The sequence below is a fragment of the Pseudomonas sp. 9.2(2024) genome, assembly GCF_039695385.1.
GTDB classification, from domain to species: Bacteria; Pseudomonadota; Gammaproteobacteria; order Pseudomonadales; family Pseudomonadaceae; genus Aquipseudomonas; species Aquipseudomonas paraglycinae.
Window position 1 is genome coordinate 4364127 of record NZ_CP155585.1, and the last position, 23234, is coordinate 4387360.

The window sequence follows — 23234 nt, forward strand, 5'->3', positions numbered from 1 at the left end:
GAAAAACCTCTGAAGGAAACGATGGCGCGGATTATCGGCTGGCGCAGCTGTGCGATAAATGGGAGCATCCGGACAACACTTTTGCGCAACTCGCACAGCAGGACAGACGATGCACGGGCTCAACGAACTGGGATTCAAGGCTTTAAGGCTGTTTGTGGCGGTGCTCGACCACGGCAGTTTTTCCGAAGTCGCCCGCCGCGAGGGCGTGGCGCCCTCCTCGATTTCCCGGCAGATCCAGTTGATGGAGCAGGCGCTGAACCAGCAACTGCTCTACCGCCACACCCGCGCGGTCACGCCGACCGAGGCCGGGCGCATGCTCGGCCACCACGCCCGGCTGGTGCTGGTACAACTGGAAGAGGCCGAACAGGCGTTGCAGGAACAGCAAAGCGAGCCGACCGGCCTGGTGCGGATAAACGCCCCGGTGGTGTTCGGCCAGCGCCACCTGACGCCATGGCTCGGCGGTTTGTGCGAGCGCTATCCGAAGCTGCAACTGGATATCCAGCAGACCGACCACTACATCGATCCGCTGCAGGAAGGCGCCGATCTGCTGTTTCGCATCGGCCCGCTGCACGACTCAAGCATGCAGGCGCGGATCCTCGCGCCGCACCGGTTTCAGGTCGCGGCCAGTCCCGCGTATCTCAAGCGTTTCGGCACGCCCCGGCATCCCGAAGACCTCGCCCGCCACCAGTGCCTGGCCTACAAGGGCGCGACCGGTCAGCAGCGCTGGTTCTTCCGTCAGGGTCAGGGCGAGTGGACACCCTATGCAGTCAAGGGCCCGATTACCGGCAACCATGCGGACACGTTGACCCAGGCCGCTGTGCAAGGGCTGGGGCTGGTGATGTTTCCGTCATGGCTGATCGGCGAGGCGGTGCGCGAGGGCACGCTGGTGCCGGTGTTGGGGGATTATCAGGTGTCGAACAGTGTCGAGCCGCAGCAGATTTCGGTGCTGTGGCCGGGGAGCCGGCGGTTGTCGGTGAAGGTGCGGACGGTCATCGACTTTTTTATCGAGTGCTTTGGCGAAGTCCCCTACTGGGACAGGCCCTGAGCTCGCCAAAGTCAAAAGCCGGCCCTCACCCTAGCCCTCTCCCGGAGGGAGAGGGAACCGAACGGGGGATATTCGAGAGATACGCCGACATGAGCGATCGGCTGTGAATCCATAATCGACACGATTTTTCAGGTCGATGTATGACGCAAGACACTGCGGTCAGTCCCCTCTCCCTCCGGGAGAGGGTTAGGGTGAGGGGGCCTTTGGGGGTCAGATCCGGAACTGCCCCACCAACTTCCCAAGCCGCTGCCCCAACTCCGCGAGACTCCGCGAAGTCTGCGCCCCCAACTGGGTCTCATCCGCCACGTTATCCACCGCCACCGCAATCTGGTGCACGCTGCGGTTGATCTCTTCCGCCACCGCCGTCTGCTCTTCAGCGGCACTGGCAATCTGCGCGTTCATCGAGTTGATGGTCGCAATCAGATCCGCCATCGCATCCAGCGAAGCCCCCGCCTGATTGGCCTGCGCCGACGTGCCGTCACCCGCCTCGCTGGAACGGCGCATCGCTTCAACCGCCGACTGCGTCCCCGCCTGCAAGCGGTCGATCATCCCCTGAATTTCCTGCGTACTGATCTGCGTGCGCGAAGCCAGCGCCCGCACTTCATCCGCTACCACCGCAAACCCGCGCCCGGCCTCGCCGGCCCGGGCGGCTTCGATGGCGGCGTTGAGTGCCAGCAGGTTGGTCTGTTCGGCAATCGAGCGAATCACCCCGAGCACGCCGACAATCGACGACACGTCCTGCTGCAGGCTGTCGAGGGACACGCCGCTGCTGCGGATGTCGTCCACCAGCGCATGAATCTGCTTGATGCTGCCGGCCACCACACGCTTGGCGGTCTGGCCCTCTTCGTCGGTCTGCTGCGCGGCGACGGCGGCGTTCTGTGCGCTCTTGGCGACTTCCTGGGCGGCGGCGGACATTTCATTGATCGCCGTGGCGACCTGATCGGTTTCGTGGCGCTGACGCTCCATGGCCTGATCGGAGCGCTGAGCCTGATCCGATACCTGCGTCACCAAACCGGTCAGTTGCGACGTCATTTCGGTGATCTGCCGCACCAGGCCGTGGATCTTGTCGACGAAACGGTTAAACGAGCCGGCCAGTTCGCCGAGTTCGTCCTGGCTGGTGATGGTCAAGCGCCGGGTCAGATCACCCTCGCCCGCCGCGATGTCATCGAGGTTGGCTTTCATCAGGGTCAGCGGTCGCAGGATGGTGTTGGCCAGCAACATCCCCGCTGCCGCGATCACCAGCAGCACCACCACCGCCACACCGACGATGCTCAGCACCACGCCCTGCATGCGCTCCTGCACCTTGGCCTCGACCACCGCTACTTGCGCTTCGATGCCATCGAGGTTGACCGACGTACCGACCGCCATGTCCCACTTCGCCAGGTATTCGGTGTAACCGAGTTTCGGCACCAGCACTTGCGCGTTGCCCGGCAGCGGCGAGCTGTATTGCAGGTAATGGGTGCCGTCCTTCGCCACTTTCACCAGATCGCGGTTGACGTAAACGCCATTCGGGTCGCGGTTGTCCTTGAAGCTTTTGCCCACGCCTTCGGGGTCGTTGGCCTTGAACAGGCGCACGGTCTCGGAGTCGTAGCCGAAGAAGTAGCCGTCCTTGCCGTACTTGATGCTCGACAGCAGCTTGATCACCTGCGCCCGCGCCTCGGCGTCACCGGGAGCGGCGGCGTCGTACAACGGTTTGATGGTGGTCATGGCCACGGCGACGTAACTGGCCAGCGTGGCTTTGGCGTCGCCGAGCAGGCGTTCGCGGGTCTGCTGGACTTCATTGCGCGCCTGTTCCTGAAGGATGAACAGCGTGGTCAGGCTGATCACCAGCGCAAAGAGCAGCACCGGAAGGACGGCAAGGGACAGGACTTTAGCCTTGAGACTCAGGCGCATGGGGGCTCACTCTTTTGGTTTTATTGGCGTGGTTAAAGGCTTTAACGGCACGCGTAACCAAAAGTTGAGCTGCAGCTTGAGAACGACACCTCGACGCCGATCGTTCCCACGCTCTGCGTGGGAATGCCTCTTGTGACGCTCTGCGTCACGCTTTGGGACGCGGAGCGTCCCGGGCTGCATTCCCACGCAGAGCGTGGGAACGATCACGGGAGTTAAAGGACCATCGCAGCCACCCAGCCAAACGCCAGCAGCGGCAGGTTGTAGTGCAGGAAGGTCGGAACAACGGTGTCCCAGATGTGGTGGTGCTGGCCGTCGATGTTCAGACCGGAGGTCGGGCCAAGGGTCGAGTCTGACGCGGGCGAACCGGCATCGCCCAAGGCCCCGGCCGTGCCGACGATGCAGACAATGGCAATCGGGCTGAAACCCAGTTGCACGCACAGCGGCACGAAAATCGCCGCCAGAATCGGCACCGTGGAAAACGACGAGCCTATGCCCATGGTCACCAGAAGACCGACCAGCAGCATCAGCAACGCACCGATGCCCTTGCTGTGGTTGATCCACGACGCCGAAGACTCGACCAGCGTCTGCACCTCGCCAGTGGCCTTCATCACTTCGGCGAATCCGGAAGCGGCGATCATGATGAAGCCGATCATCGCCATCATCTTCATGCCTTCGGTAAACAGGTCATCCGTCTCGCGCCATTTGACGATGCCCGACGCCGAAAAGATCAGGAAACCGGCCAGCGCCCCGATAATCATCGAATCCAGCAGCAACTGAATAATGAAAGCTGCGGCAATGGCGACACCGGCGATCAACAGACTGCGCGGGTTGTACTGCACTGCCACCTGCTCGACCTGCTCGATTTTTCCCAGGTCGTATACGCGCTTCTTGCGGTAACTGATAAAGGCGATGCCCAGCCCCACCAGCATGCCCAGCGCCGGAATCCCCATGGCATGGGTGACGTTGATCCCGCTGATGTCCACGCCACTGCGGGCAACGTTGGCCAGCAGGATCTCGTTGAGGAAAATGTTGCCGAAGCCAACCGGCAGGAACATGTACGGCGTGATCAGGCCGAAGGTCATGACGCAGGCGATCAACCGGCGGTCCAGTTGCAGCTTGGTCAGTACATATAAAAGCGGCGGCACCAGCAGCGGAATGAACGCAATATGAATCGGCAGGATGTTCTGCGACGCGATCGCCACCACCCACAGCAGGCCGATCAGCATCCATTTGACGCTGCCGCCACCGGTCGCATGCTGGCGGTCGACCATCGCCAGAGCCTTGTCGGCCAGCGCGTGGGCCAGACCGGACTTGGCAATCGCCACGGCGAAAGCGCCGAGCAACGCGTAGGACAACGCCACTGTCGCCCCGCCACCCAGGCCACTGTTGAAGGCCTTGAGCGTGGCGTCGATGCCCAGACCACCGGTCAGGCCACCAACCAGCGCACCGACGATCAACGCGATCACCACATGCACCCGGGACAGGCTGAGGATCAGCATGACGCCGACCGCAGCAATCACTGCATTCATTTCACTACCTCGAAAACACGACGGTAAAGCCATTCACCGCCAGACAGGATGAGTCCGGCCGACAAGCCACGAGGGTCGCCAGCGGATTTGCATAGAGGGTCTTATTAGAAGGGCGCGCACTGTGCCGCAGCGCGGGCGCAGTGTCAAAGCGACTGGTCGCAACACTGTGTAACTTTCCATGATCAATCCGCTGAACAAGGCATATCCGCCACAACATGCGTCAATTCGCCCTATTGCATTTACGCCATAAAGAAAGCCGAACCGCGGCCGTTACAGTGCAAAGTCTCAGATATTTATCGAATAAGGACGTTTCCATGTCACTCAGACAACTTTCCATTCAATGGAAAATCACCCTGCTCGCCGGGCTCTGCCTGGCCGGTATCGTGACCCTGTTGGTGGGTCTTTCGCTGTATCGCATGGAGCACAGTTCCGAACTGGTGAAAGCTTCGAGCATGGAAATGCTCACCGAATCGGCCCAGGCCCGCATCGAATCCCAGGGCGAAGTCCAGGCAGCGGGCATTCGCCAGCAGTTCATGGACGCCTATCAATATGGCCACGGGTTCTCGCGTCAGGTGCTGTTCCTGCGCGAACAGGCCGAGAAGCGCTTCCTCGATGCCTTCGACTTGCGCGAGGACATGACCCGTCAGGTGAAATCGGCGCTGCAGGCCAATCCGGATCTGCTCGGCCTGTCGCTGGTGTTCGAAGCCAACGCGCTGGACGGCAAGGACGAACTGTTTGCCGGCCAGGCAGAACTCGGCAGCAACGACAAGGGCCGCTTCGCCCTGTACTGGTCGCAGCCGACCCCGGGTAAGGTGACCTCGATGGCCCTGCCGGAAAGCGACATGACCGACACCAGCACCGGCCCCACCGGCCAGGCCGCCAACGCCTGGTTCACCTGCCCGCGCACCACGCTCAAGCCGTGCGTGATCGAACCCTACTTCTATGTGATCGACGGGCAAAAGGTGCTGATGACCAGCATCGTGTTCCCGCTGATGGTCAACGGCAAAGTCATCGCGTCGCTGTCGGTGGATATCAACCTCAACAGCCTGCAAGCGATCAGCCAGAGCGCCAGCAAGAAGCTCTACGACGGCCAGACCGCCGTGAGCATCATCAGCCCCGCCGGCCTGCTCGCCGGTTACAGCCCGGATGCCAATAAACTCAGCCAGCGCCTGGATGCCGTGGACACCACCAGCGGCGCCGAGCTGCTGCGCCTGCTCGCTTCGAGCCACACCGTCAGCAGCCTGCACAGCAACGCGCAACTGAAAGTGCTGTCGCCGTTCCAGCCGATTCCCGGCGGCCCGTCGTGGGGCGTGCTGCTCGATGTGCCGGAGAAAGTGCTGGTCAGCCGCGCCGAAGCGCTCAAGCAGCAACTGGATGCCAGCAACACCTCGGGCACCCTCATCGAACTGAGCCTGGGCGTGCTCGCCGCGCTGATCGGCCTGCTGCTGGTGTGGCTGATGGCCCGCAGCGTGACCAAACCGATCCTCGGCGTGGCCCATATGCTGGAAGACATCGCCAGCGGCGAAGGCGACCTGACCCGCCGTCTGGCCTACGACAAGAAGGACGAGCTCGGTCAACTGGCTGGCTGGTTCAACCGCTTCCTCGACAAGCTGCAACCGATCATCGCCGAGGTGAAACGCTCGGTGCAGGACGCGCGCAACACTGCCGATCAGTCTTCGGCCATCGCCACTCAGACCAGCGCCGGCATGGAGCAGCAATACCGTCAGGTCGATCAGGTCGCCACCGCGTCCCACGAAATGAGCGCCACCGCCCAAGACGTGGCCCGCAGCGCCGCGCAAGCCGCCGAAGCCGCCAAGGATGCCGACCGCGCCACCCGTCAGGGCCTGACCGTGATCGACCGCACCACCGCCAGCATCGACACCCTCGCCGCCGACATGAGCGCAGCGATGGTGCAGGTCGAAGGCCTGGCCGCCAACAGCGAGAAAATCGGCACCGTGCTGGAAACCATCCGCGCCATCGCCGAACAGACCAACCTGCTGGCTCTCAACGCCGCCATCGAAGCCGCCCGCGCCGGTGAAGCCGGACGCGGTTTTGCGGTGGTCGCCGACGAAGTGCGCAACCTCGCCCGCCGCACCCAAGAGTCGGTGGAAGAAACCCGTCAGGTCATCGAGCAATTGCAGAACGGCACCCAGGACGTGGTCGGCTCGATGGGCAACAGCCATCGTCAGGCCCAGGGCAGCGTCGAACAGGTCGGCCAGGCCGTGACCGCGCTGCGTCAGATCGGCGATGCGGTGACGGTGATCAGCGACATGAACCTGCAGATCGCCAGCGCTGCCGAAGAGCAGAGCGCGGTGGCCGAAGAGATCAACAACAACGTGGCGACGATTCGTGATGTGACGGAGTCGCTCTCGGGACAGGCGAATGAATCGGCGCGGGTGAGTCAGTCGCTCAATAGCCTGGCGAATCAGCAGCAGAGTTTGATGGATCAGTTTCGGGTTTGATTCTTGAATGTGGGGTGTCAGTTAAATCGATCCCCCTCACCCCAGCCCTCTCCCCCAGGGGGCGAGGGGGAAAGGGAGCAGATCTCCAAGGTGTTCAAAACCTGAGTTCGACTCAGGACTTTCAGGTCGATGTATCCCATACATCCGCCTCGGTCAGTCCCCTCTCCCTCCGGGAGAGGGTTAGGGTGAGGGGGCTTTTAAAGGCTACCGCCGAGGCAACTGAATCTCCACGTTCAACCCACCCCACTCGCTTTCGCCCAACACCAAAACCCCACCCCACGTCTCGACAATATCCCGCACAATCCCCAGCCCCAACCCATGCCCATGGGTCTGCTCATCCAGCCGCGCTCCCCGGCTGAACACCTGAGCCCGCTGCGCCTCGGGAATCCCCGGCCCGTCATCCTCCACGCTCAGCACAAAACCTTCGGCCGTTTCGACCACGCTCAACCGCACCTCGGCATCCGCCCATTTGCAAGCGTTGTCCAGCAGGTTGCCAAGCAGTTCCAGCAGATCCTCACGATCCCACGGCAATTGCAGGCCCGGCGGTGCCACGTAACTCAACTCCAGATGCTCGCCATGGATCATGTTCAACGTCGACAGCAGCCCCGGTAGCTCGGCGTCGCAATCGAACAGCGCTCCCGGCAACGCATCGCCAGAGAGCCGCGCACGGTTGAGCTCGCGGTTCAGCCGTTGCTGAACCTGCTCCAGTTGTTCCTTGAGAATCTTGCGCAGTTCCGGATGCGCGTCGAGCCTTTCACTCGATGCCAGACTGAGCAGCACCGCCAACGGGGTTTTCAGCGCGTGCCCGAGATTGCCCAGGGCATTGCGCGAGCGCTTGAGGCTGTCTTCGGTGTGCGCCAGCAAATGGTTGATCTGCGCCACCAGCGGCTCCAGTTCCGCCGGTACTTGTTCATCGAGTTGTGAACGCTGGCCCTGCTGCAACTGGGCGATCTGTTCACGAGCCTTTTCCAGCGGACGCAACGCGCGGCGCACGGTCAGGCGTTGCAGCAACAGAATCAGCAGCAACCCGGCCAGCCCGAGGCCGAGACCGATCTGGCGCATGCGCTGGAAGCTCTCGCGCACCGGCGTGTAATCCTGGGCCACGCTGATGGAAATCGACTGGCCGAGCCGTCGATAGTCCGAACGCAGCACCAGCAATTGCTGGCCGTCCGGCCCCAGTTGCAGGTTGCTGTGCAGGCCGGAGCGTTCGAGCAGCGGCAGATCCTGATCCCACAACGAGCGGGAGCGCCAATGGCTGTCGGCGAAATCGATGCGGAAGTAATGCCCGGAAAACGGTCGCTGGTAGGCTGGCGACAAGTGCCGCTCATCCAGCTGCAAGCCTTGCGGGCCGCGAACCAGCGCCACCAGCAGGCTCTCGCTGTCGTTACGCAAGCCGGCTTCGAGATAGCGCTGCAATCCGACTTCGAACAACCACAGACTGGTTTGCGCCAGCAGCACGCCGACGACCACCAGCACACTGATCAACCCCAGGCTCAAGCGGCGCTGGATCGATCTCACGAAGCCTGTCCGCCAAACAGATAACCCTGGCCGCGACGGGTTTCGATCACGCTCTTGCCGAGCTTGCGCCGCAGGTGATTGACGTGGACTTCCAGCACGTTGGAATCGCGCTCGGTCTCGCCGTCGTAGAGGTGTTCGGCGAGGTGGCTTTTGGAGAGGATCTGCTCCGGGTGCAGCATGAAGTAGCGCAACAGACGGAATTCGGCGGCGGTCAGCTGAATATCGGCACCGTCGCGCACGACACACTGACGGCCCTCGTCCAGGTGCAGACCGGCGGCCTTGAGCGTCGGCTGGTTGGCCTGGCCCTTGGAACGGCGCAGCAGCGACTGGATGCGCAAATACAGTTCTTCCGGGTGGAAAGGTTTGGTCAGGTAATCGTCGGCACCGGCCTTCAGGCCTTCGATGCGCTCGGCCCAGGAATCACGGGCGGTAAGGATCAGCACCGGAATCGTCAGACCGCCGGCGCGCCATTGCGCCAGCACCTCAAGCCCCGGCACGCCGGGCAGACCGAGGTCGAGGACGATCAGGTCGTAGGGCTCGCTGCTGCCCTGATAGACCGCATCGCGCCCGTCCGCCAGCCAGTCCACCGCGTAGCCCTGACGTTGCAGGCCGGCGAGCAGTTCGTCAGCCAGCGGTACGTGGTCTTCCACCAGAAGCAAGCGCATCGGTCAATCTTCCTTGTCTTTCACGAGTTCACCGGTGTCGGCCTTCAGGTGCAGCTCGCGGGCCACACCTTCGACGGTCAGCAACTCGACTTCATAAATGTAGACGTCGTGTTTTTCTTCCAGCTCGACTTCCAGCAGTTTCGCGCCGGGATAACGATCCATCGCCTGCTGCAGCACTTGCTCCAGCGGCAGGATCACGCCCTGCTTGCGCAGATTGAGGGCTTCGTCGGGCCCCAGGTCGCGGGCCATCGCCGTCGAGCAAAACATCACCAGCGCCAATGCCGTACGGCGGGTGGCGCGAACATTAACCTTCATTACGTATCCTGATGATCCTTGAGCACTTGCCCGCTCACCGCATCCAGTTCCAGATCCCATTCCAGCCCCTGCGGATCACGCAGTTCGATCTGGTAGATGTACTTGCCGTACTGTTCTTCCAGCTCGGTGTCGGTGATCGTCGAACCCGGGTGTTTGGCCAGCGCGGTGGCGTTGAGCTTCTCGAAGGAGACGATAGTACCAGCGTCGCGCAGGCGCAGGGCTTCATCCGGGCCGAGATCGCGGGCGTGAACGGTGCTGGCGGCGAGGCCGATGATCGAGGCGAGGGTCAGGGCAGTCAGGGTTTTCATGGTGTCTCCGTATTTTTATGTGTCGCTACGGTCGGCACCTTAACGGTGCGAACTTAACTGAAACTGAATGGCCATCATTGGGCCTGCTCCTGCAGCCACGGCAACATGTGCTTATAATCTTTCGCTTGCTAACGATCGAGACCGGTATGACCGCCATTCACATCAAGTTCCCTGCCCTCACCCTCAAGGCCGGCCCCAGGGCCATGGCGCGTATTCGTGCCCAAGGCCTGAGCGCCGCCGACGTCGGCACCCTGCCCGGTGCTGCCGGCGGGCCAAAGGCGCTGGGGATTCAAGGGCTGGATCTGGCGTTGTTCGGCGAGTGGCTGCCGGCGGCGCCGCGCGAGCGTTCGCTGATCGGTGCGTCGGTGGGTTCCTGGCGCTTCGCCAGCGCTTGTCTGCCGGACGCCGCCGAAGGCATCCGCCGCCTCGGTCATCTGTACACCGAGCAGAACTTCAACAAAGGCGTGACCATCGGCGACGTCAGCCGCAGTTCGCAGCGAATGCTCGATGACCTGCTCGACGGCCGCGACACCAGCCTTCTGACCAACGCCCATTACCGCTTGAACATCATGGTGGTCAAAAGCCACGGCGGGCTGGCGGACGACCATCGCGGCCGGCTCGGGCTGGCGCTGGGCTCGGTGATCGCCGACAACCTGCGGGGTCGTGCGCGGCTGTCGCGGCACTTCGAACGGCTGATCATCCACGACCCGCGCCTGGCGCCGCCGGTGCATGCGCTGAATGACTTCCCGTCACGTTTCGTCGCCCTCGATGCCGGCAACCTGCGTCAGGCGCTGCTGGCGTCCGGTTCGATCCCGATGGTCATGGAAGGCGTGCGCGACCTGCCGGGCGCCGGTGCCGGCACGTTCCGCGACGGCGGTCTGCTGGACTATCACCTCGACCTGCCCTACAGCGGCGACGGCATCGTGCTGTATCCGCACTTCACCGACCGGGTGATTCCGGGCTGGTTCGACAAGACCCTGCCGTGGCGCAAAGCTTCGGTCGAGCGTTTGCAGGACGTGCTGTTGCTGGCGCCATCGAAGGAATACCTGGCGCGCCTGCCCTACGGCAAACTCCCCGACCGTAACGACTTCAAACGCTTCATGGGCGATGCGCCGAGCCGGCAGAAATACTGGCGCGCGGCGATGGACGAAAGTCGCCGATTGGGTGATGAGTTCCTTGAACTGACTGCCAATGGTCGCCTCGCCGAGCGCTTGCTGACCCTTTAGTCAGCACAGCCGGGAACAAGCTGATAAACTCGCCGCCTGCCCGAATTCGCTGCGGCGAACGCCATCTGAACAGAGCTGAAATCACTGTGGAAATCTTCAAGGAATTTACGTTCGAATCCGCCCACCGCCTGCCCCACGTACCGGACGGCCACAAGTGCGGACGCCTGCACGGTCACTCGTTCAAAGTGGCGATTCACCTGAGCGGCGACCTCGATCCGCACACCGGCTGGATCCGTGATTTCTCCGAGATCAAAGCGATTTTCAAGCCGTTGTACGAGCGTCTGGACCACAACTACCTCAACGACATTCCGGGCCTCGAGAACCCGACCAGCGAAGTGCTGGCCAAATTCATCTGGAATGAATTGAAGCCCCTGCTGCCGGAACTCAGTGCGATCCGCATCCACGAGACCTGCACCAGCGGTTGCATCTATCGCGGCGAGTAATTCCCGCGACACAAAAAAACCACCGAGACCGGTGGTTTTTTTACGCCTATGCTTTTTGGCTCGAACCCGCCAAGAGGACAGGCCCATGAGGGACTGGCTGCTGGATCAGATCTTTGATTTCAACGGGCGACAGATTCGCCACGGGGTGCGCGGCGACGGCCCGCCGCTGGTGTTCGTGCACGGCACGCCCTTCTCGTCTTACGTGTGGCACCGCATCGCGCCGCACTTTTTCGCCACGCATCGGGTGCATTACTTCGATCTGCTGGGCTACGGCCAATCCGAGCAACCGGACGCCGATGTCTCCCTCGGCGTGCAGAACGAATTGCTTGCGCAGTTGCTCGATCACTGGAATCTGCAACGCCCGGACGTGGTCGCCCACGACTTCGGCGGCGCCACCGTGCTGCGCGCGCACCTGCTCAACGGCAAGGATTACCGCAGCCTGACCCTGATCGACCCAGTCGCGCTGACACCCTGGGGTTCGCCGTTCGTGCAGCACGTGCGCCAGCATGAAGCGGCGTTCGGCGGCCTGCCGGATTACATCCAGCGCGCCATTGTGCCGACCTATATTCGCGGGGCGATCCAGCGGGATATTCCCGACGATGAACTGGCGCCCTACGTCCAGCCGTGGCTGGGCGATCCGGGGCAAGCGGCGTTCTACCGGCAGATCGCGCAGATGGATCAGCGCTACACGCTGGAGGCGCAGCCGCTGTACCCGACGATCCGTTGCCCGGTGCAGATTCTCTGGGGCGAAGAGGATCAGTGGATCCCCATCGAACGCGGGCGTGAGTTGCACAAGATGATTCCGGGATCGCAGTTTCATCCGGTCCCGAATGCCGGGCATCTGGTGCAGGAAGATGCGCCTGAAGCCATAGTCGCCGCGCTGCTGCGGTTCCTCTGATCCAATCCCGTGACCCTGTGGGAACAGCTGCTCCCACATGGTTCGGTGCGGCGCCCGATGCACTGCTTTCGCGCCGATCATCCGTGCCTCGTCTATAAATACCCGCAACATTGCGTTTGGCACGACCGCTGCAACCACTTCGCGTCCTCCCCTTTCCAGCAAGGAACGCCCCATGACGCAAAACGATCCCGGCAACGATTACCCCCTCAGTGAAGTGCCGATGCACGCGCGCAAAGGCCTGGCCTCCACGGCGATGGTGCTGCTGGGCTTCACCTTCTTCACCGCAACCATGTTTGCCGGCGGCAAGCTCGGCGTGGCGTTCAACTTCGGCGAAATGCTCGCCGTCATCATCATCGGCAACCTGCTGCTCGGCGTGTACGCCGCAGGCCTGGGTTACATCGCCTTCAAAAGCGGGCTGAATTCGGTGCTGATGGGGCGCTTCTGTTTTGGCGAAGTCGGCAGCAAGCTCAGCGACCTGATCCTCGGGTTCACCCAGATCGGCTGGTACGCCTGGGGCACCGCGACGGCGGCGGTGGTGCTCGGCAAGTATTTCGATTTGAACGAAGCCACGGTGCTGGGGCTGATGGTGCTGTTCGGCCTGGTGTTCTGCGCCACGGCGTATGTCGGTTATCGCGGGCTGGAGATTCTGTCGTACATCGCGGTGCCGGCGATGATGTTGCTGCTGATGCTGTCGATGTGGGTCGCGACCGTGAAAGTCGGCGGCCTCGACGGTTTGCTCAGCGTCGTGCCCAGCGGTTCGCTGGACTGGTCGACCGCCATCACGCTGGTATTCGGTACCTTCGTCAGCGGCGCGACCCAGGCCACCAACTGGACGCGTTTTTCCCGTTCGGCACGGGTCGCGGTGCTGGCCAGTCTGATCGGTTTTTTCATCGGCAACGGCCTGATGGTGCTGATCGGTGCCTATGGTGCGATCGTCTATCAACAGCCCGACGTGGTCGAAGTGCTGCTGTTGCAGGGCTTCGCCATGGCGGCGATGGCGATGCTGTTGCTGAACATCTGGAGTACCCAGGACAACACCATCTACAACTTCGCCGTCGCCGGCTGCAACCTGCTGCGCACCGGTCGCCGCAAGACCGTGACCCTGGCCGGCGCCGTGATCGGCACCGCGCTCGCGTTGCTGGGCATGTACGACATGCTGGTGCCTTATCTGATCCTGCTCGGCACGGTGATCCCGCCGATTGGCGGCGTGATCATGGCGGACTTTTTCTACCGCTGGCGCGGGCGTTATCCGCGTCTGGCCGACGCACGGTTACCGGCGTTCAACTGGCCGGGGCTCGCGGCTTACGCGGCCGGTACCGTCGCGGCGTTCGGCTCGCCGTGGGTCGCGCCGCTGGTCGGCATCGCCGTTGCCGCGTTAACGTATATCGCAGTGACCGGCCTGCTCGGCGCCCGCAACGCGGCCGCCCCTCTACAAGATCTATAAAAGGATTCGCCCGATGCACATCATCAACGCCCGACTGCGCAACCAGGAAGGTCTGCACGAATTGCACCTCGAAGACGGCCTGATCCGCAGCATCGCGCGCCAGACCGAAGCGCCGACCCTGGGCCCCGACGACCTCGACGCCGGCGGCAACCTGGTGGTGCCGCCCTTCGTCGAGCCGCACATTCACCTCGACGCCACCCTGACCGCCGGCGAGCCGCGCTGGAACATGAGCGGTACGCTGTTCGAAGGCATCGAGTGCTGGGGCGAGCGCAAGGTCACCATCACCCAGGAAGACACCAAGACCCGGGCGAAGAAAACCATTCAGACCCTCGCCGCCCACGGCATTCAGCACGTGCGCACCCACGTCGACGTCACCGACCCGCAACTCACCGCGCTCAAGGCGATGCTCGAAGTGCGCGAGGAAAGCCGTCACCTGATCGACCTGCAGATCGTCGCGTTCCCTCAGGAAGGCATCGAATCGTTCCGCAACGGGCGCGAGCTGATGGAAGAAGCGATCCGCATGGGCGCTGACGTGGTCGGCGGGATTCCGCATTTCGAGTACACCCGCGACCAGGGCGTCAGCTCGGTGAAGTTCCTGATGGATCTGGCCGAGCGCACCGGCTGCCTAGTGGACGTGCACTGCGACGAAACCGACGACCCGCATTCGCGCTTCCTCGAAGTGCTGGCCGAAGAGGCCCGCAGCCGCGACATGGGCGCCCTCGTGACCGCCAGCCACACCACGGCGATGGGCTCCTACGACAACGCCTACTGCGCCAAACTGTTCCGCCTGCTCGGGCATTCGGGGATCAGTTTTGTCTCCTGCCCGACCGAAAGCATTCACCTGCAAGGGCGCTTCGACAACTTCCCGAAACGCCGGGGCGTGACCCGCGTCAACGAGCTGCTCGAAGCCGGGATGAACGTCTGTTTCGGTCAGGATTCGATCGTCGATCCGTGGTATCCGCTGGGCAACGGCAACATCCTGCGGGTACTCGAAGCCGGCCTGCACATCTGCCACATGCTCGGTTATCGCAACCTGCAGAGCGCGCTGGATCTGGTCACCGACAACAGCGCCAAGGCCATGCACCTTGGCGAACGCTACGGTCTGGAACAGGGCCGCCCGGCCAACTTGCTGATCCTGTCGGCGGACAGCGACTACGAAGTGATCCGCAGCCAGGGCCTGCCGCTGTACTCGATCCGCAATGGCGAGGTGCTGATGAAGCGGCAGATGCCGGTGGTGGAGTTCGTGGAGGGTTGAGTGGCGGTTATTGCTCGCGCCGGTTTTATCGCGAATCGAAAGAGCCAGCCTGTCAGATCTGACAGGCGACAACCGCCTCGAACCGGCTCACAGTAAAGCCCAAGGGATCCATCGTTCCCGGGGGGACGATCATGAAAGGGACTTCACTTTTCTGTCGTGTGCGCCGTGCCGAACAGGCGCACTCGCAGCAGTTCTCCGTCGCGCTCCTCCAGCAGGATCGGCGCGGTTCCGCCGGGCATCACCACCTGCACTTCTCCCGCAGACACCCAGCCCACCCGCCACGCCGCGCTTGCCACTGCACTGGCGCTGGTGCCGGATGAGGCGGTCGGGCCTTCGCCCCGTTCGAATACCCGCGCCACAATGCGTTGATCGCCAGCACGTATCGCCCATTGCAGGTTTACCCCGGCCGGGCACGGCTGGCCGGCGCCGGTGGGCACGGCGAAGGCGATGGCGGTCAGACTGTCCGCCAGCGGCGACTCAAGCATCTGTTCGTTGCTCGGCAATGCCGCCTCGTCCTCCAGCAGCGTCACGCAGTGCGGATTGCCGATTCTCACGAACTGACTGTGTGCCCAGCCGGGATCGAGTTGCGCCAACGGTCGAACACGGCTGATTTCCACACCATTGAACGGCACCGGTTCAACGCCGAGCGCACTGACGGCTGCCGGGCCGAATCCGGGTTGCCCGAGATCCAGCCAGAAGCCCTGCACGCCCGCGACCTCAGCCGGCTTGACCGAGATCGGCACGGGCGACTGCGCATCCTGTTTGTCGTGATGCACCTGCAACGATGCGCCCTGCTCTGGCATCAGCCCCTGCTCAAGCAGTGCCTGAGAAAAAATCGTCAGACCGTTGCCGCTGCGTTCAGCCAGCGTGCCGTCGGTGTTGACGATCAGCAGATCAAAGGGTGCCAAGGACTGAAAAGGGCCGATCAGCAAGCCATCGCTGCGATGATGCCTGGCTCCGGCGGGCCGGATTGAATCAGGCCATTGGCAGAATGTCGCGATGGTCTGCTCGCTCCAGATGGCTCTGGATGACGCCGCCTCTTGTGCGTTGGCCGGCAGGTCGATGCCCGCCTCACGTACCTGTAGGGGTGAAACCACGCCGTAGATATTGCCGCGCGCATCGTAAAACGTTGCCATCTCGTTTCCTGCGTTCAGGTTGCTGTCAGCGCTCCACTCTATCGCCTGACGGGATCCACAATCACGTGGAAATATCAGCAAAAGTGATATCACTTTGCCAAGAAACATCTCGTAGCAACTTCGAACAGGCCTTATGAACCGCGGCTTTCAGGGCATGTGCGCAACTTTTTGCGCAACTTTAAGCCTTTATGATCCGACTCGGTTCTGGATCAGGCTTTCGCCGAGGTTAGAACTTTCAGGAGATTCAGTTTCACCTCAAGGAGCGTCAAATGTTCAGTCCAGCCAACGAAACGCACTTCAGCCTGACCGTTGAGGACTACGTTTGCGACCTGCAAGTGCTGTCGTTCACCGGCACCGAAGGCATCAGCCAGCCGTTTCGTTTCGACCTGGAACTGGTCAGCGAAAACCCGGATCTGGACCTGGAAAAACTCCTGCACAAACAGGCGTTCCTCGCCCTCGATCCGCAGGGCTCGGGCATCCACGGCCAGATCTACCGCGTCGCCCAGGGCGATGCCGGCAAGCGCCTGACCCGCTACAAAGTCTCGCTGGTGCCGCAGCTGCAATACCTGCATCACCGCACCAACCAGCGCATCTACCAGCAGATGTCGGCGCCGAAAATCATCGCGCTGATCCTCGACGAGCACGGCATCAAGGGCAACGCCTACAGCTTCCAGCTCAGCCAGCCGTGCCCGGATCGCGACTACTGCGTGCAGTACGACGAAACCGATCTGCACTTCGTCCAGCGCCTGTGCGAAGAAGAAGGCATTCACTACCACTTCCAGCACAGCCAGAAAGGCCACCTGCTGGTGTTCGGCGATGACCAGACGGTTTTCCCGAACCTCGGCCAACCGACCGCGTACGTGCAAGGCAGCGGCATGGTCGCCGAAGAACCGGTGATCAAAGGCTTCAAGCTGCGCCTGGAAACCCGTACCAGCCGCACCACCCGCCGCGATTACGACTTCGAGAAACCGCGCCTGCAAATGGAGGCCGCGTACAAACCGGACGGCGCTCTTGATAGCAAAGACGCTGAACCGGATCTGGAAGACTACGACTACCCCGGCCGCTTCATCGACCGCGCCCGCGGCAAGTTCCTCAGCCAGCGCGCCCTCGAACGCCACCGCGCCGACTACCGTCAGGCCGAAGGTCGCGGCGACCAGACCAGACTGGTCAGCGGCCACTTCATGGAAATGTCCGACCACCCGCGCAGCGAGTGGAACGACCTGTGGCTGCTCACCGAAATCTTCCACGAAGGCAAACAACCGCAAGTCCTCGAAGAGTCGGTAACCAGCGACACCACCGACAACAAGGATGACTTCCACCAGGGCTACCGCAACACCTTCCTCGCCACCCCGTGGGACGTGTTCTACCGCCCCGCGCTCGAACACCCGAAACCCCGCGTGCTCGGCAGCCAGACCGCGATGGTCACCGGCCCCAAAGGCGAAGAAATCCACTGCGACCAGTACGGCCGCATCAAGGTGCAATTCCACTGGGACCGCGAAGGCCAGGCCGACGACAAGACCAGCTGCTGGCTGCGCGTCTCCAGCTCCTGGGCCGGCGACCGCTACGGCGCCATCTCCATCCCGCGCATCGGCATGGAAGTCCTCGTCACCTTCCTCGAAGGCGACCCCGACCAGCCCCTCGTCACCGGCTGCCTGTACCACAAGGAAAACCCGGTGCCGTACGCCCTGCCGGCGAACAAAACCCGCAGCGTCTTCAAAACCCTCAGCTCCCCGGGCGGCGGTGGCTACAACGAACTGCGCATCGAAGACAAAAAAGGCGCCGAACAAATCTTCATCCACGCCCAGCGCGACTGGGATGAAAACGTCGAACACGACCAGAAGATCCGCGTTGGGAATGAACGTCACGACACTGTGGTGAAGAACACCTACACCGAGCTGAAGGCTGAAGAACACCGCACCACGATTTCCGATCGCAAAGTGGAAGTGAAAGCCAGCGATCACCTGACCGTTAACCAGGACCAGCACATCAAACTCGGCACCGCTCAGTTGACCAGTGCAGGCAAGGAAATCCACCTCAAGGCCGGGGACAAAATGGTCATCGAGGCCGGCAGCGAACTGACCCTCCAGGCGGGTGGCAGCTTCATCAAACTCGATGGCGGCGGCATCACGGTGGTCGGGCCGGTGGTGAAGATCAATGCCGGTGGTTCGGCGGGAACAGGTTCCGGGATTGCGATCCTGATGCCGCTGTTGCCGATCCCTGCGCCGTCGGCCAAGGCCGGCAATCTCATGGCGCCCGCGCAACCGGGCGTATTGCCGACCAAGCCCGAGCCACGGGAATACTTCTTCGACATTACCCTGACCGATGTGCCCGGCGATGAAGGTTTCCCGCTGGCCCACACCCTCTGGCAGATCGTCCAGGACGGCGTGGATCAACCGTTGCTCGAAGGTCAGACCGACGAGAACGGACGCGTCAATATCGACGAACCGCAACGCCTGAAACTCTCCAAAGCTTATGCCGAAGCCGGCCCGTTGTGGCTGTGCTATCCGGGGCAACGCGTGCCCGTGGCCCTGCATGACGAACCGGCGGATGCGGACAAGGAGCGCTTCGCTCTCGCTGCCCTCGACTTTCATGACAGCACCCACCACCGCACCATCAACACCGCCAGCAACGAACGCAGCAAGCAGGACTTGCTCACCGACGGCGACTTGTACAGCCGCCTGCACAGCACGGACGAATGACCATGACGGATTCCGCTACCCCCTACAACGGCGTTCGCCACAAGGAAGTCAGCCAGATCAACACGGCCGCCTGCAAAGCGCTGCCCGCCGTCAACGCGCCGGACTTTTTCATACAGGACAAGTCCGCCTTCGCGCCGAAGCGCAGTGGCAACCAGGTACGTTTTTTCACCACTGGCGAGGATTACTACAAGGATCTGGCCAAGAAAATCGCCAAGGCCGAAACCTCGATTTTCATCACTGGCTGGCAGGTCAACTACGATGTGACCCTGGACGGCAAGCAGACCTTGTGGGAGTGCTTGTACAACTCCCTCCAGGCGCACCCGACACTGAAAGTCTTTGTCATGCCGTGGCTGAGCCCGGCGGCAAGCGTCGGCACTCATGACTTCGAAACCATGCTCGCGGTTTTCCAGCTCAACGCCGGGCTGAAAGTGCCGCGCGCCTTCTGCACCCCGGCCATCCAGCAAAGCGACATGAAGGGTCTGGGCTCGACATTTTCCCATCACCAAAAGTGCGTGGTGATCGACAACAAGATCGGCTATGTCGGCGGTATCGACCTGGCCTACGGTCGTCGAGATGACAACAACTTCAGCCTCAGCGCCGTCGACCGCCAGGGTAACGATGCGTATAACCCGGGGATCCCGCATCTGGGCTGGATGGACATGAACAAGCACGTCAGTCGAGCCGGTCTGCTGCTGGGCACGCTGTTCGACCTGTCCAAACCACTGGCCGAAACGACCGTCGGCACAGAAAACACCAACATCAAACTGGCGTTGCCCCGTCGCGCCAGCGTGATCAACGCCATCGCGGCGATTCAGAACTTCTTCGCAAGTCCCCCACTGCCCGTTCTGGACCGGGCAATGAAGGCTGGCAAAAGTCTGAAGGAGTCCGTGTCCTCCATCGATCCTTTGGCCAGGCCCAGGGAATATCTGACCGACGCGGCCATCCGCAATATCACCGCGCTGATCAAACACAACTGGACGCGCCTGCCGCTGGCCGAACCGCTCAAAGGCCAGGCTCAAGTGTGGATTCGCGAAGTCGAAACCAGCGCCGGCAATTTGCAGGCTTCCGTGCGTCTGAAGAGTTACGAGCTGATCAACAACTGGACGAACTCGACCGATCTCGGCCGCCTTGTCGCGATGTTCTGCGACAAGGGTTACGACGCGATGCCCGCAGAGAAAATGGGTTGGCTGAACAACATCGGCCAATTGACCACTTCATTGCTCGGGCACTTTTACGCGTTGCTGCAAGACCGCGTGGCCAATCACCGGGAGCCCTTTGAATATCTCAAACACCAACCGCAGCCGCTGGCTTCGGCAGATTACAGCCGGCTAGACAAGGATCAGCCGCGCATGCCGTGGCAGGACGTTCATAGCCGCATCGAAGGGCCGTCGGTGTACGACCTGTCGCGCAACTTCATCGACCGCTGGAACGGCCAACAGGCTTACATCGCCGAGATCAAGAGCCTGGAAAAAACCACGGTCATCGTCGCCCTGATGGAGTGGGTCAACACGCTGGTCAGGGACGCCGGCCTGCCCCATCACCTGGATCTCAACAATCAGATCAACCTGAAGCTGCCCATGCCCAAACCGGTCTGGATCGATCAGGCCCCGACCCTGCCGACGCCACCGCAGACAGCGCAAGGCGGAGTCAGCGTGCAAGTGCTGCGCAGCGCTTCAGCCGCGATGACCACTCAGGAAGCCAAGGGTCGAGACATGGCCAGGGTCAACCTGCCGCTGCCCGAGGGTTTCAACGTGGGCGGGGTCCAGGACAACTGCCTGCGCGCCATGCTGCAGACCATTTCCAGTGCCCAGCACTTCATCTACATCGAGAACCAGTTCTTCCAGACCGACTTCGGTGACGAGGGCGAACTGGCGGAAGGCCGGCCACTGTCCGGCCCGATGGCCAGCCTGCGCGACCCGTCCACCTTGAACGAGAATTTCGTCGCCCGGATCAAACTGCGTGAAGCGATGGAAGACCAGGACTTCACCCAGATCGACTGGAAAGAAGTCAACGCCATCAGCAAGGAACCCGGCGAAGAGGCCCGCACCTTCCTCAAAAGTTTTCTGACGATCTGGCAGACCAACGCACAGGGCTGGCTGACACAGAAACTGGGGAAAGAACAGAAGCTCACCAACACCATCGGCAAGGCGCTGGCCGACCGCATCGGCCGGGCGATTGCCGAAAACCGTCCGTTTCACGTGTACCTGATTTTGCCGGTGCATCCGGAAGGTGCGCTGAACGTGCTGAACCTCATGCACCAGGTTCACCTGACCATGCAAAGTCTGGTGTTTGGCGAACAGAGTCTGGTCAAACGCATTCAACGGCACATGGCGATGAAGGACATGATGGATCGCGGGGCGAGCAAGGAAGAGGCCGGGAAGATTATTGAGCGGGTGGATACCAACAAAAAGCCCGTCTACGCCCAACAGGACTGGTCAAAATATTTGACCCTGCTCAACCTGCGCACTTGGGATACGCTTGGCGATCGCGTGGTCACTGAACAGATCTACGTGCACAGCAAGTTGTTGATCGCGGATGATCGTGTAGCGATTCTCGGCAGCGCCAACATCAATGACCGCAGTCAATGCGGGACACGTGACTCTGAGCTGGCAGTCATTGTGCGCGATAGCGAATCGACTGACGCCAAGCTGGACGGCAAACACAACCAGAAGGTAGGGAAGACAATCAATAAGTTGCGCAAGGATTTGTGGAAGAAGCACTTCGGAATGAGTCAGGCGAAGCAAAATGGCCCTGTGGCTCACTTTTCTGTTTCGGACGAAGTTCTCGATCAGCCTGCTGCTGAAAAGACCTGGAGAGCGATCCAGAATCAGGCTGCTGACAACACCAAAGCTTATGAACTTGCCTTCAGCTTTATCCCGCGAAATTTCAGTCGATTACAAGTAATCGAATCATCCACGATCCAAATGTACCAGAGCGGATTTCCAGCCCCAATCTGGCCAACCTGGACATATCGCTCAACTTTGTATCTCGATCAAGGCGGCCAGATATCGAACCCATTGCCCCATGAACAAGGTTTTTGGGAAAGCAAGACCTTGGCTGGAGTAAAAACGTATCCCGCCCCTATCGGGATTCAAGGATTCATCACGGCGTTACCTATCAACTGGACAAAAGGTGAGAATAACGATTCGGGATTGAACCTGACGATCATTGCTCACCATGACGATAAGAAGAACGATGTTCGCATCGCAAGCGCGAGCAAGACGCCCCATTCAAATGAGCACAATTCATGATACGAGTCATCATTGCCTTCACCAGCCTGCTGCTTGGCGCTCAGTCAGCTTGGGCTGAATCCAAGCTGCAAGAGTGCTTGGGACGCATGCGATTCCAGTCGCCAGAAAAGTTTGAGTGGGCAACCTTCGCGATCGAACGCAGCAACATGAAAAGTGCCGGCGGCCATGTTTTTTCGAAAAATGTTCACGCAGTGAGCGACTTCGTTAGTTACAACTACGACGATCTGACCATCAGAGTCAGCGATATTACGACCCGTGAAAATTTCGACAGGGAACGTAATGCCATCATCCATGAAACCGAACTCTATAAAAAAAACTTAGAGGAAGATCTCAAAACCAATGAGCGTCTGCTGGAAACGATCAAGCGAATGAAATACAGCGCCGACATCGTCAAAAACCACGAAAACGAAATCACCAAACTGGAAGACCAGATACGACAGACCAAAACCTATGAACACGACCTGGGCATCCCCGATTCCCACGTTCTGGGCAGCAAGGAAACGCCCTACGAATTCCTGCTCTGGCGCAACAACCGGGTGTTCTACTTCAACATGAACAAACCCGCCGAAAACTCCGCACAACGGATCAAGGACCTTGCCGCCCGCTTCGAAGCCCGCGACCTCTATGAAGTACCCGAAGGCCCCGGCGTCTGTATGCCTTACGGCTTTATCCATGACGACGGCAAAACCGGTTTCAGTGTCAAGAACAGCCTGCGCTTTACCAGCACTCCGAACGTGATCATGAGTTTGATCAATGCCTCGCAAAACGATCCGACCAAACCAACCCGTGGCACCTACGACACCGACTACCGCCCCGGCTACGACGCCGAAATCTGGAAAAAGTCGAAGATCATGGAGAAGTTCTACATCGGCGATCGCATGACCACCCTCGAAGGCTGGCGTCTTGACCCTCGTCCGGAAACCACCGAACAGGATCGCGCCTGGTTCGCCATCGCCCATGTCGGTGGTCTCGCGAGCCCGCTGATCGCAGCGCAGATGTTCACTTTCCAGAAAGGCACCGACGGCCTGAAAGATCTGGTGCCACCGCCCGAAACGGTTATTCCGCGCTTTTTGAAGTTGACGCAAAGTATCCGTGAGCAGTGAGAGTCGGGTCGTGAACATGAAGCCCCATCAAAGTAAGTACAGTT

The 23234-nt window shown here is 61.3% G+C and carries 17 protein-coding genes; 10 read left to right on the forward strand and 7 right to left on the reverse strand.

Annotated elements, in window-relative coordinates:
- Window positions 1–109 precede the first annotated feature (109 nt).
- Window positions 110–1045 carry a LysR family transcriptional regulator gene (locus ABFB52_RS19575; protein WP_129974361.1) on the forward strand — a complete coding sequence of 312 codons (936 nt, stop codon included), beginning with the start codon at window positions 110–112 and terminating at the stop codon, window positions 1043–1045.
- A gap of 210 nt (window positions 1046–1255) precedes the next feature.
- Here ABFB52_RS19575 and ABFB52_RS19580 read toward each other — a convergent pair whose 3' ends face one another.
- Window positions 1256–2938 (reverse strand): methyl-accepting chemotaxis protein, encoded by a 1683-nt coding sequence (locus tag ABFB52_RS19580; RefSeq protein WP_064380901.1) that lies wholly within the window; start codon window positions 2936–2938, stop codon window positions 1256–1258.
- Between the two features lie 212 nt (window positions 2939–3150).
- Window positions 3151–4467 carry a Na+/H+ antiporter NhaC family protein gene (locus ABFB52_RS19585; protein ID WP_102687106.1) on the reverse strand — a complete coding sequence of 439 codons (1317 nt, stop codon included), beginning with the start codon at window positions 4465–4467 and terminating at the stop codon, window positions 3151–3153.
- Window positions 4468–4781: 314 nt separating this feature from the next.
- On the opposite strand from ABFB52_RS19585, the gene ABFB52_RS19590 reads away from it, so the two are divergent.
- Window positions 4782–6929 (forward strand): methyl-accepting chemotaxis protein, encoded by a 2148-nt coding sequence (locus ABFB52_RS19590; RefSeq protein ID WP_346836094.1) that lies wholly within the window; start codon window positions 4782–4784, stop codon window positions 6927–6929.
- Window positions 6930–7133: 204 nt separating this feature from the next.
- On the opposite strand, the gene ABFB52_RS19595 is transcribed toward ABFB52_RS19590, so the two are convergent.
- The 4 genes from ABFB52_RS19595 to ABFB52_RS19610 are packed head-to-tail and all read right to left on the reverse strand — an operon-like array spanning window position 7134 to window position 9735.
- Window positions 7134–8447 carry a sensor histidine kinase gene (locus tag ABFB52_RS19595; protein WP_346836095.1) on the reverse strand — a complete coding sequence of 438 codons (1314 nt, stop codon included), beginning with the start codon at window positions 8445–8447 and terminating at the stop codon, window positions 7134–7136.
- Window positions 8444–9112, reverse strand: coding sequence for a response regulator transcription factor (locus tag ABFB52_RS19600; protein ID WP_011335105.1), 669 nt, complete (start codon window positions 9110–9112; stop codon window positions 8444–8446). Before ABFB52_RS19600 ends, ABFB52_RS19595 begins: the two co-directional genes overlap by 4 nt.
- A 3-nt stretch (window positions 9113–9115) precedes the next feature.
- Entirely contained in the window at window positions 9116–9427 is a 312-nt protein-coding gene (locus tag ABFB52_RS19605; protein WP_039770259.1) for a PepSY domain-containing protein, read from the reverse strand.
- Window positions 9427–9735: a PepSY domain-containing protein gene (locus ABFB52_RS19610; protein ID WP_011335107.1), complete on the reverse strand. Its 309-nt coding sequence runs from the start codon at window positions 9733–9735 to the stop codon at window positions 9427–9429. Before ABFB52_RS19610 ends, ABFB52_RS19605 begins: the two co-directional genes overlap by 1 nt.
- A gap of 146 nt (window positions 9736–9881) precedes the next feature.
- Here ABFB52_RS19610 and ABFB52_RS19615 point away from each other — a divergent pair, with 146 nt between their 5' ends.
- From ABFB52_RS19615 to codA, 5 genes are all read left to right on the forward strand, one after another.
- Window positions 9882–10961 carry a patatin-like phospholipase family protein gene (locus tag ABFB52_RS19615; protein ID WP_129974348.1) on the forward strand — a complete coding sequence of 360 codons (1080 nt, stop codon included), beginning with the start codon at window positions 9882–9884 and terminating at the stop codon, window positions 10959–10961.
- Window positions 10962–11047: 86 nt separating this feature from the next.
- The gene (queD, locus tag ABFB52_RS19620; protein WP_007955941.1) at window positions 11048–11404 is read left to right on the forward strand and encodes a 6-carboxytetrahydropterin synthase QueD; all 357 of its coding nucleotides are present in this window, start codon (window positions 11048–11050) and stop codon (window positions 11402–11404) included.
- An 85-nt stretch (window positions 11405–11489) separates the two neighbouring features.
- The gene (locus tag ABFB52_RS19625) at window positions 11490–12302 is read left to right on the forward strand and encodes an alpha/beta hydrolase (protein ID WP_102688665.1); all 813 of its coding nucleotides are present in this window, start codon (window positions 11490–11492) and stop codon (window positions 12300–12302) included.
- 172 nt (window positions 12303–12474) lie between these two features.
- Entirely contained in the window at window positions 12475–13746 is a 1272-nt protein-coding gene (gene codB, locus ABFB52_RS19630; RefSeq protein ID WP_102688664.1) for a cytosine permease, read from the forward strand.
- 13 nt (window positions 13747–13759) lie between these two features.
- Window positions 13760–15001: a cytosine deaminase gene (codA, locus tag ABFB52_RS19635; protein ID WP_102688663.1), complete on the forward strand. Its 1242-nt coding sequence runs from the start codon at window positions 13760–13762 to the stop codon at window positions 14999–15001.
- Between the two features lie 143 nt (window positions 15002–15144).
- Here codA and ABFB52_RS19640 read toward each other — a convergent pair whose 3' ends face one another.
- Window positions 15145–16137 carry a diaminopimelate epimerase gene (locus tag ABFB52_RS19640; protein ID WP_102688662.1) on the reverse strand — a complete coding sequence of 331 codons (993 nt, stop codon included), beginning with the start codon at window positions 16135–16137 and terminating at the stop codon, window positions 15145–15147.
- Window positions 16138–16406: 269 nt separating this feature from the next.
- Here ABFB52_RS19640 and tssI point away from each other — a divergent pair, with 269 nt between their 5' ends.
- From tssI to ABFB52_RS19655, 3 genes are read left to right on the forward strand one after another with little or no spacing between them, the layout of a single operon-like run.
- Window positions 16407–18836, forward strand: coding sequence for a type VI secretion system tip protein TssI/VgrG (gene tssI / locus ABFB52_RS19645; RefSeq protein ID WP_346836096.1), 2430 nt, complete (start codon window positions 16407–16409; stop codon window positions 18834–18836).
- 2 nt (window positions 18837–18838) lie between these two features.
- Window positions 18839–22087, forward strand: a complete 3249-nt coding sequence (locus ABFB52_RS19650) for a phospholipase D-like domain-containing protein (RefSeq protein WP_305955810.1) — start codon at window positions 18839–18841, stop codon at window positions 22085–22087.
- Window positions 22084–23190, forward strand: a complete 1107-nt coding sequence (locus ABFB52_RS19655; RefSeq protein WP_346836097.1) for a hypothetical protein — start codon at window positions 22084–22086, stop codon at window positions 23188–23190. The genes ABFB52_RS19650 and ABFB52_RS19655 overlap by 4 nt, the downstream gene beginning before the upstream one ends.
- The last annotated feature ends 44 nt before the right edge of the window (window positions 23191–23234 follow it).

Bases quoted from the DNA above. Each gene is read 5' to 3' on its own strand.
- ABFB52_RS19625 (WP_102688665.1), top strand. From the start codon at position 11,490: ATGAGGGACTGGCTGCTGGATCAGATCTTTGATTTCAACGGGCGACAG.
- ABFB52_RS19585 (WP_102687106.1), bottom strand. From the start codon at position 4,467: ATGAATGCAGTGATTGCTGCGGTCGGCGTCATGCTGATCCTCAGCCTG.
- ABFB52_RS19590 (WP_346836094.1), top strand. From the start codon at position 4,782: ATGTCACTCAGACAACTTTCCATTCAATGGAAAATCACCCTGCTCGCC.
- ABFB52_RS19580 (WP_064380901.1), bottom strand. From the start codon at position 2,938: ATGCGCCTGAGTCTCAAGGCTAAAGTCCTGTCCCTTGCCGTCCTTCCG.
- codA (WP_102688663.1), top strand. From the start codon at position 13,760: ATGCACATCATCAACGCCCGACTGCGCAACCAGGAAGGTCTGCACGAA.
- ABFB52_RS19610 (WP_011335107.1), bottom strand. From the start codon at position 9,735: ATGAAAACCCTGACTGCCCTGACCCTCGCCTCGATCATCGGCCTCGCC.
- ABFB52_RS19640 (WP_102688662.1), bottom strand. From the start codon at position 16,137: ATGGCAACGTTTTACGATGCGCGCGGCAATATCTACGGCGTGGTTTCA.
- ABFB52_RS19615 (WP_129974348.1), top strand. From the start codon at position 9,882: ATGACCGCCATTCACATCAAGTTCCCTGCCCTCACCCTCAAGGCCGGC.
- ABFB52_RS19575 (WP_129974361.1), top strand. From the start codon at position 110: ATGCACGGGCTCAACGAACTGGGATTCAAGGCTTTAAGGCTGTTTGTG.
- ABFB52_RS19650 (WP_305955810.1), top strand. From the start codon at position 18,839: ATGACGGATTCCGCTACCCCCTACAACGGCGTTCGCCACAAGGAAGTC.
- ABFB52_RS19655 (WP_346836097.1), top strand. From the start codon at position 22,084: ATGATACGAGTCATCATTGCCTTCACCAGCCTGCTGCTTGGCGCTCAG.
- tssI (WP_346836096.1), top strand. From the start codon at position 16,407: ATGTTCAGTCCAGCCAACGAAACGCACTTCAGCCTGACCGTTGAGGAC.
- codB (WP_102688664.1), top strand. From the start codon at position 12,475: ATGACGCAAAACGATCCCGGCAACGATTACCCCCTCAGTGAAGTGCCG.
- ABFB52_RS19605 (WP_039770259.1), bottom strand. From the start codon at position 9,427: ATGAAGGTTAATGTTCGCGCCACCCGCCGTACGGCATTGGCGCTGGTG.
- ABFB52_RS19600 (WP_011335105.1), bottom strand. From the start codon at position 9,112: ATGCGCTTGCTTCTGGTGGAAGACCACGTACCGCTGGCTGACGAACTG.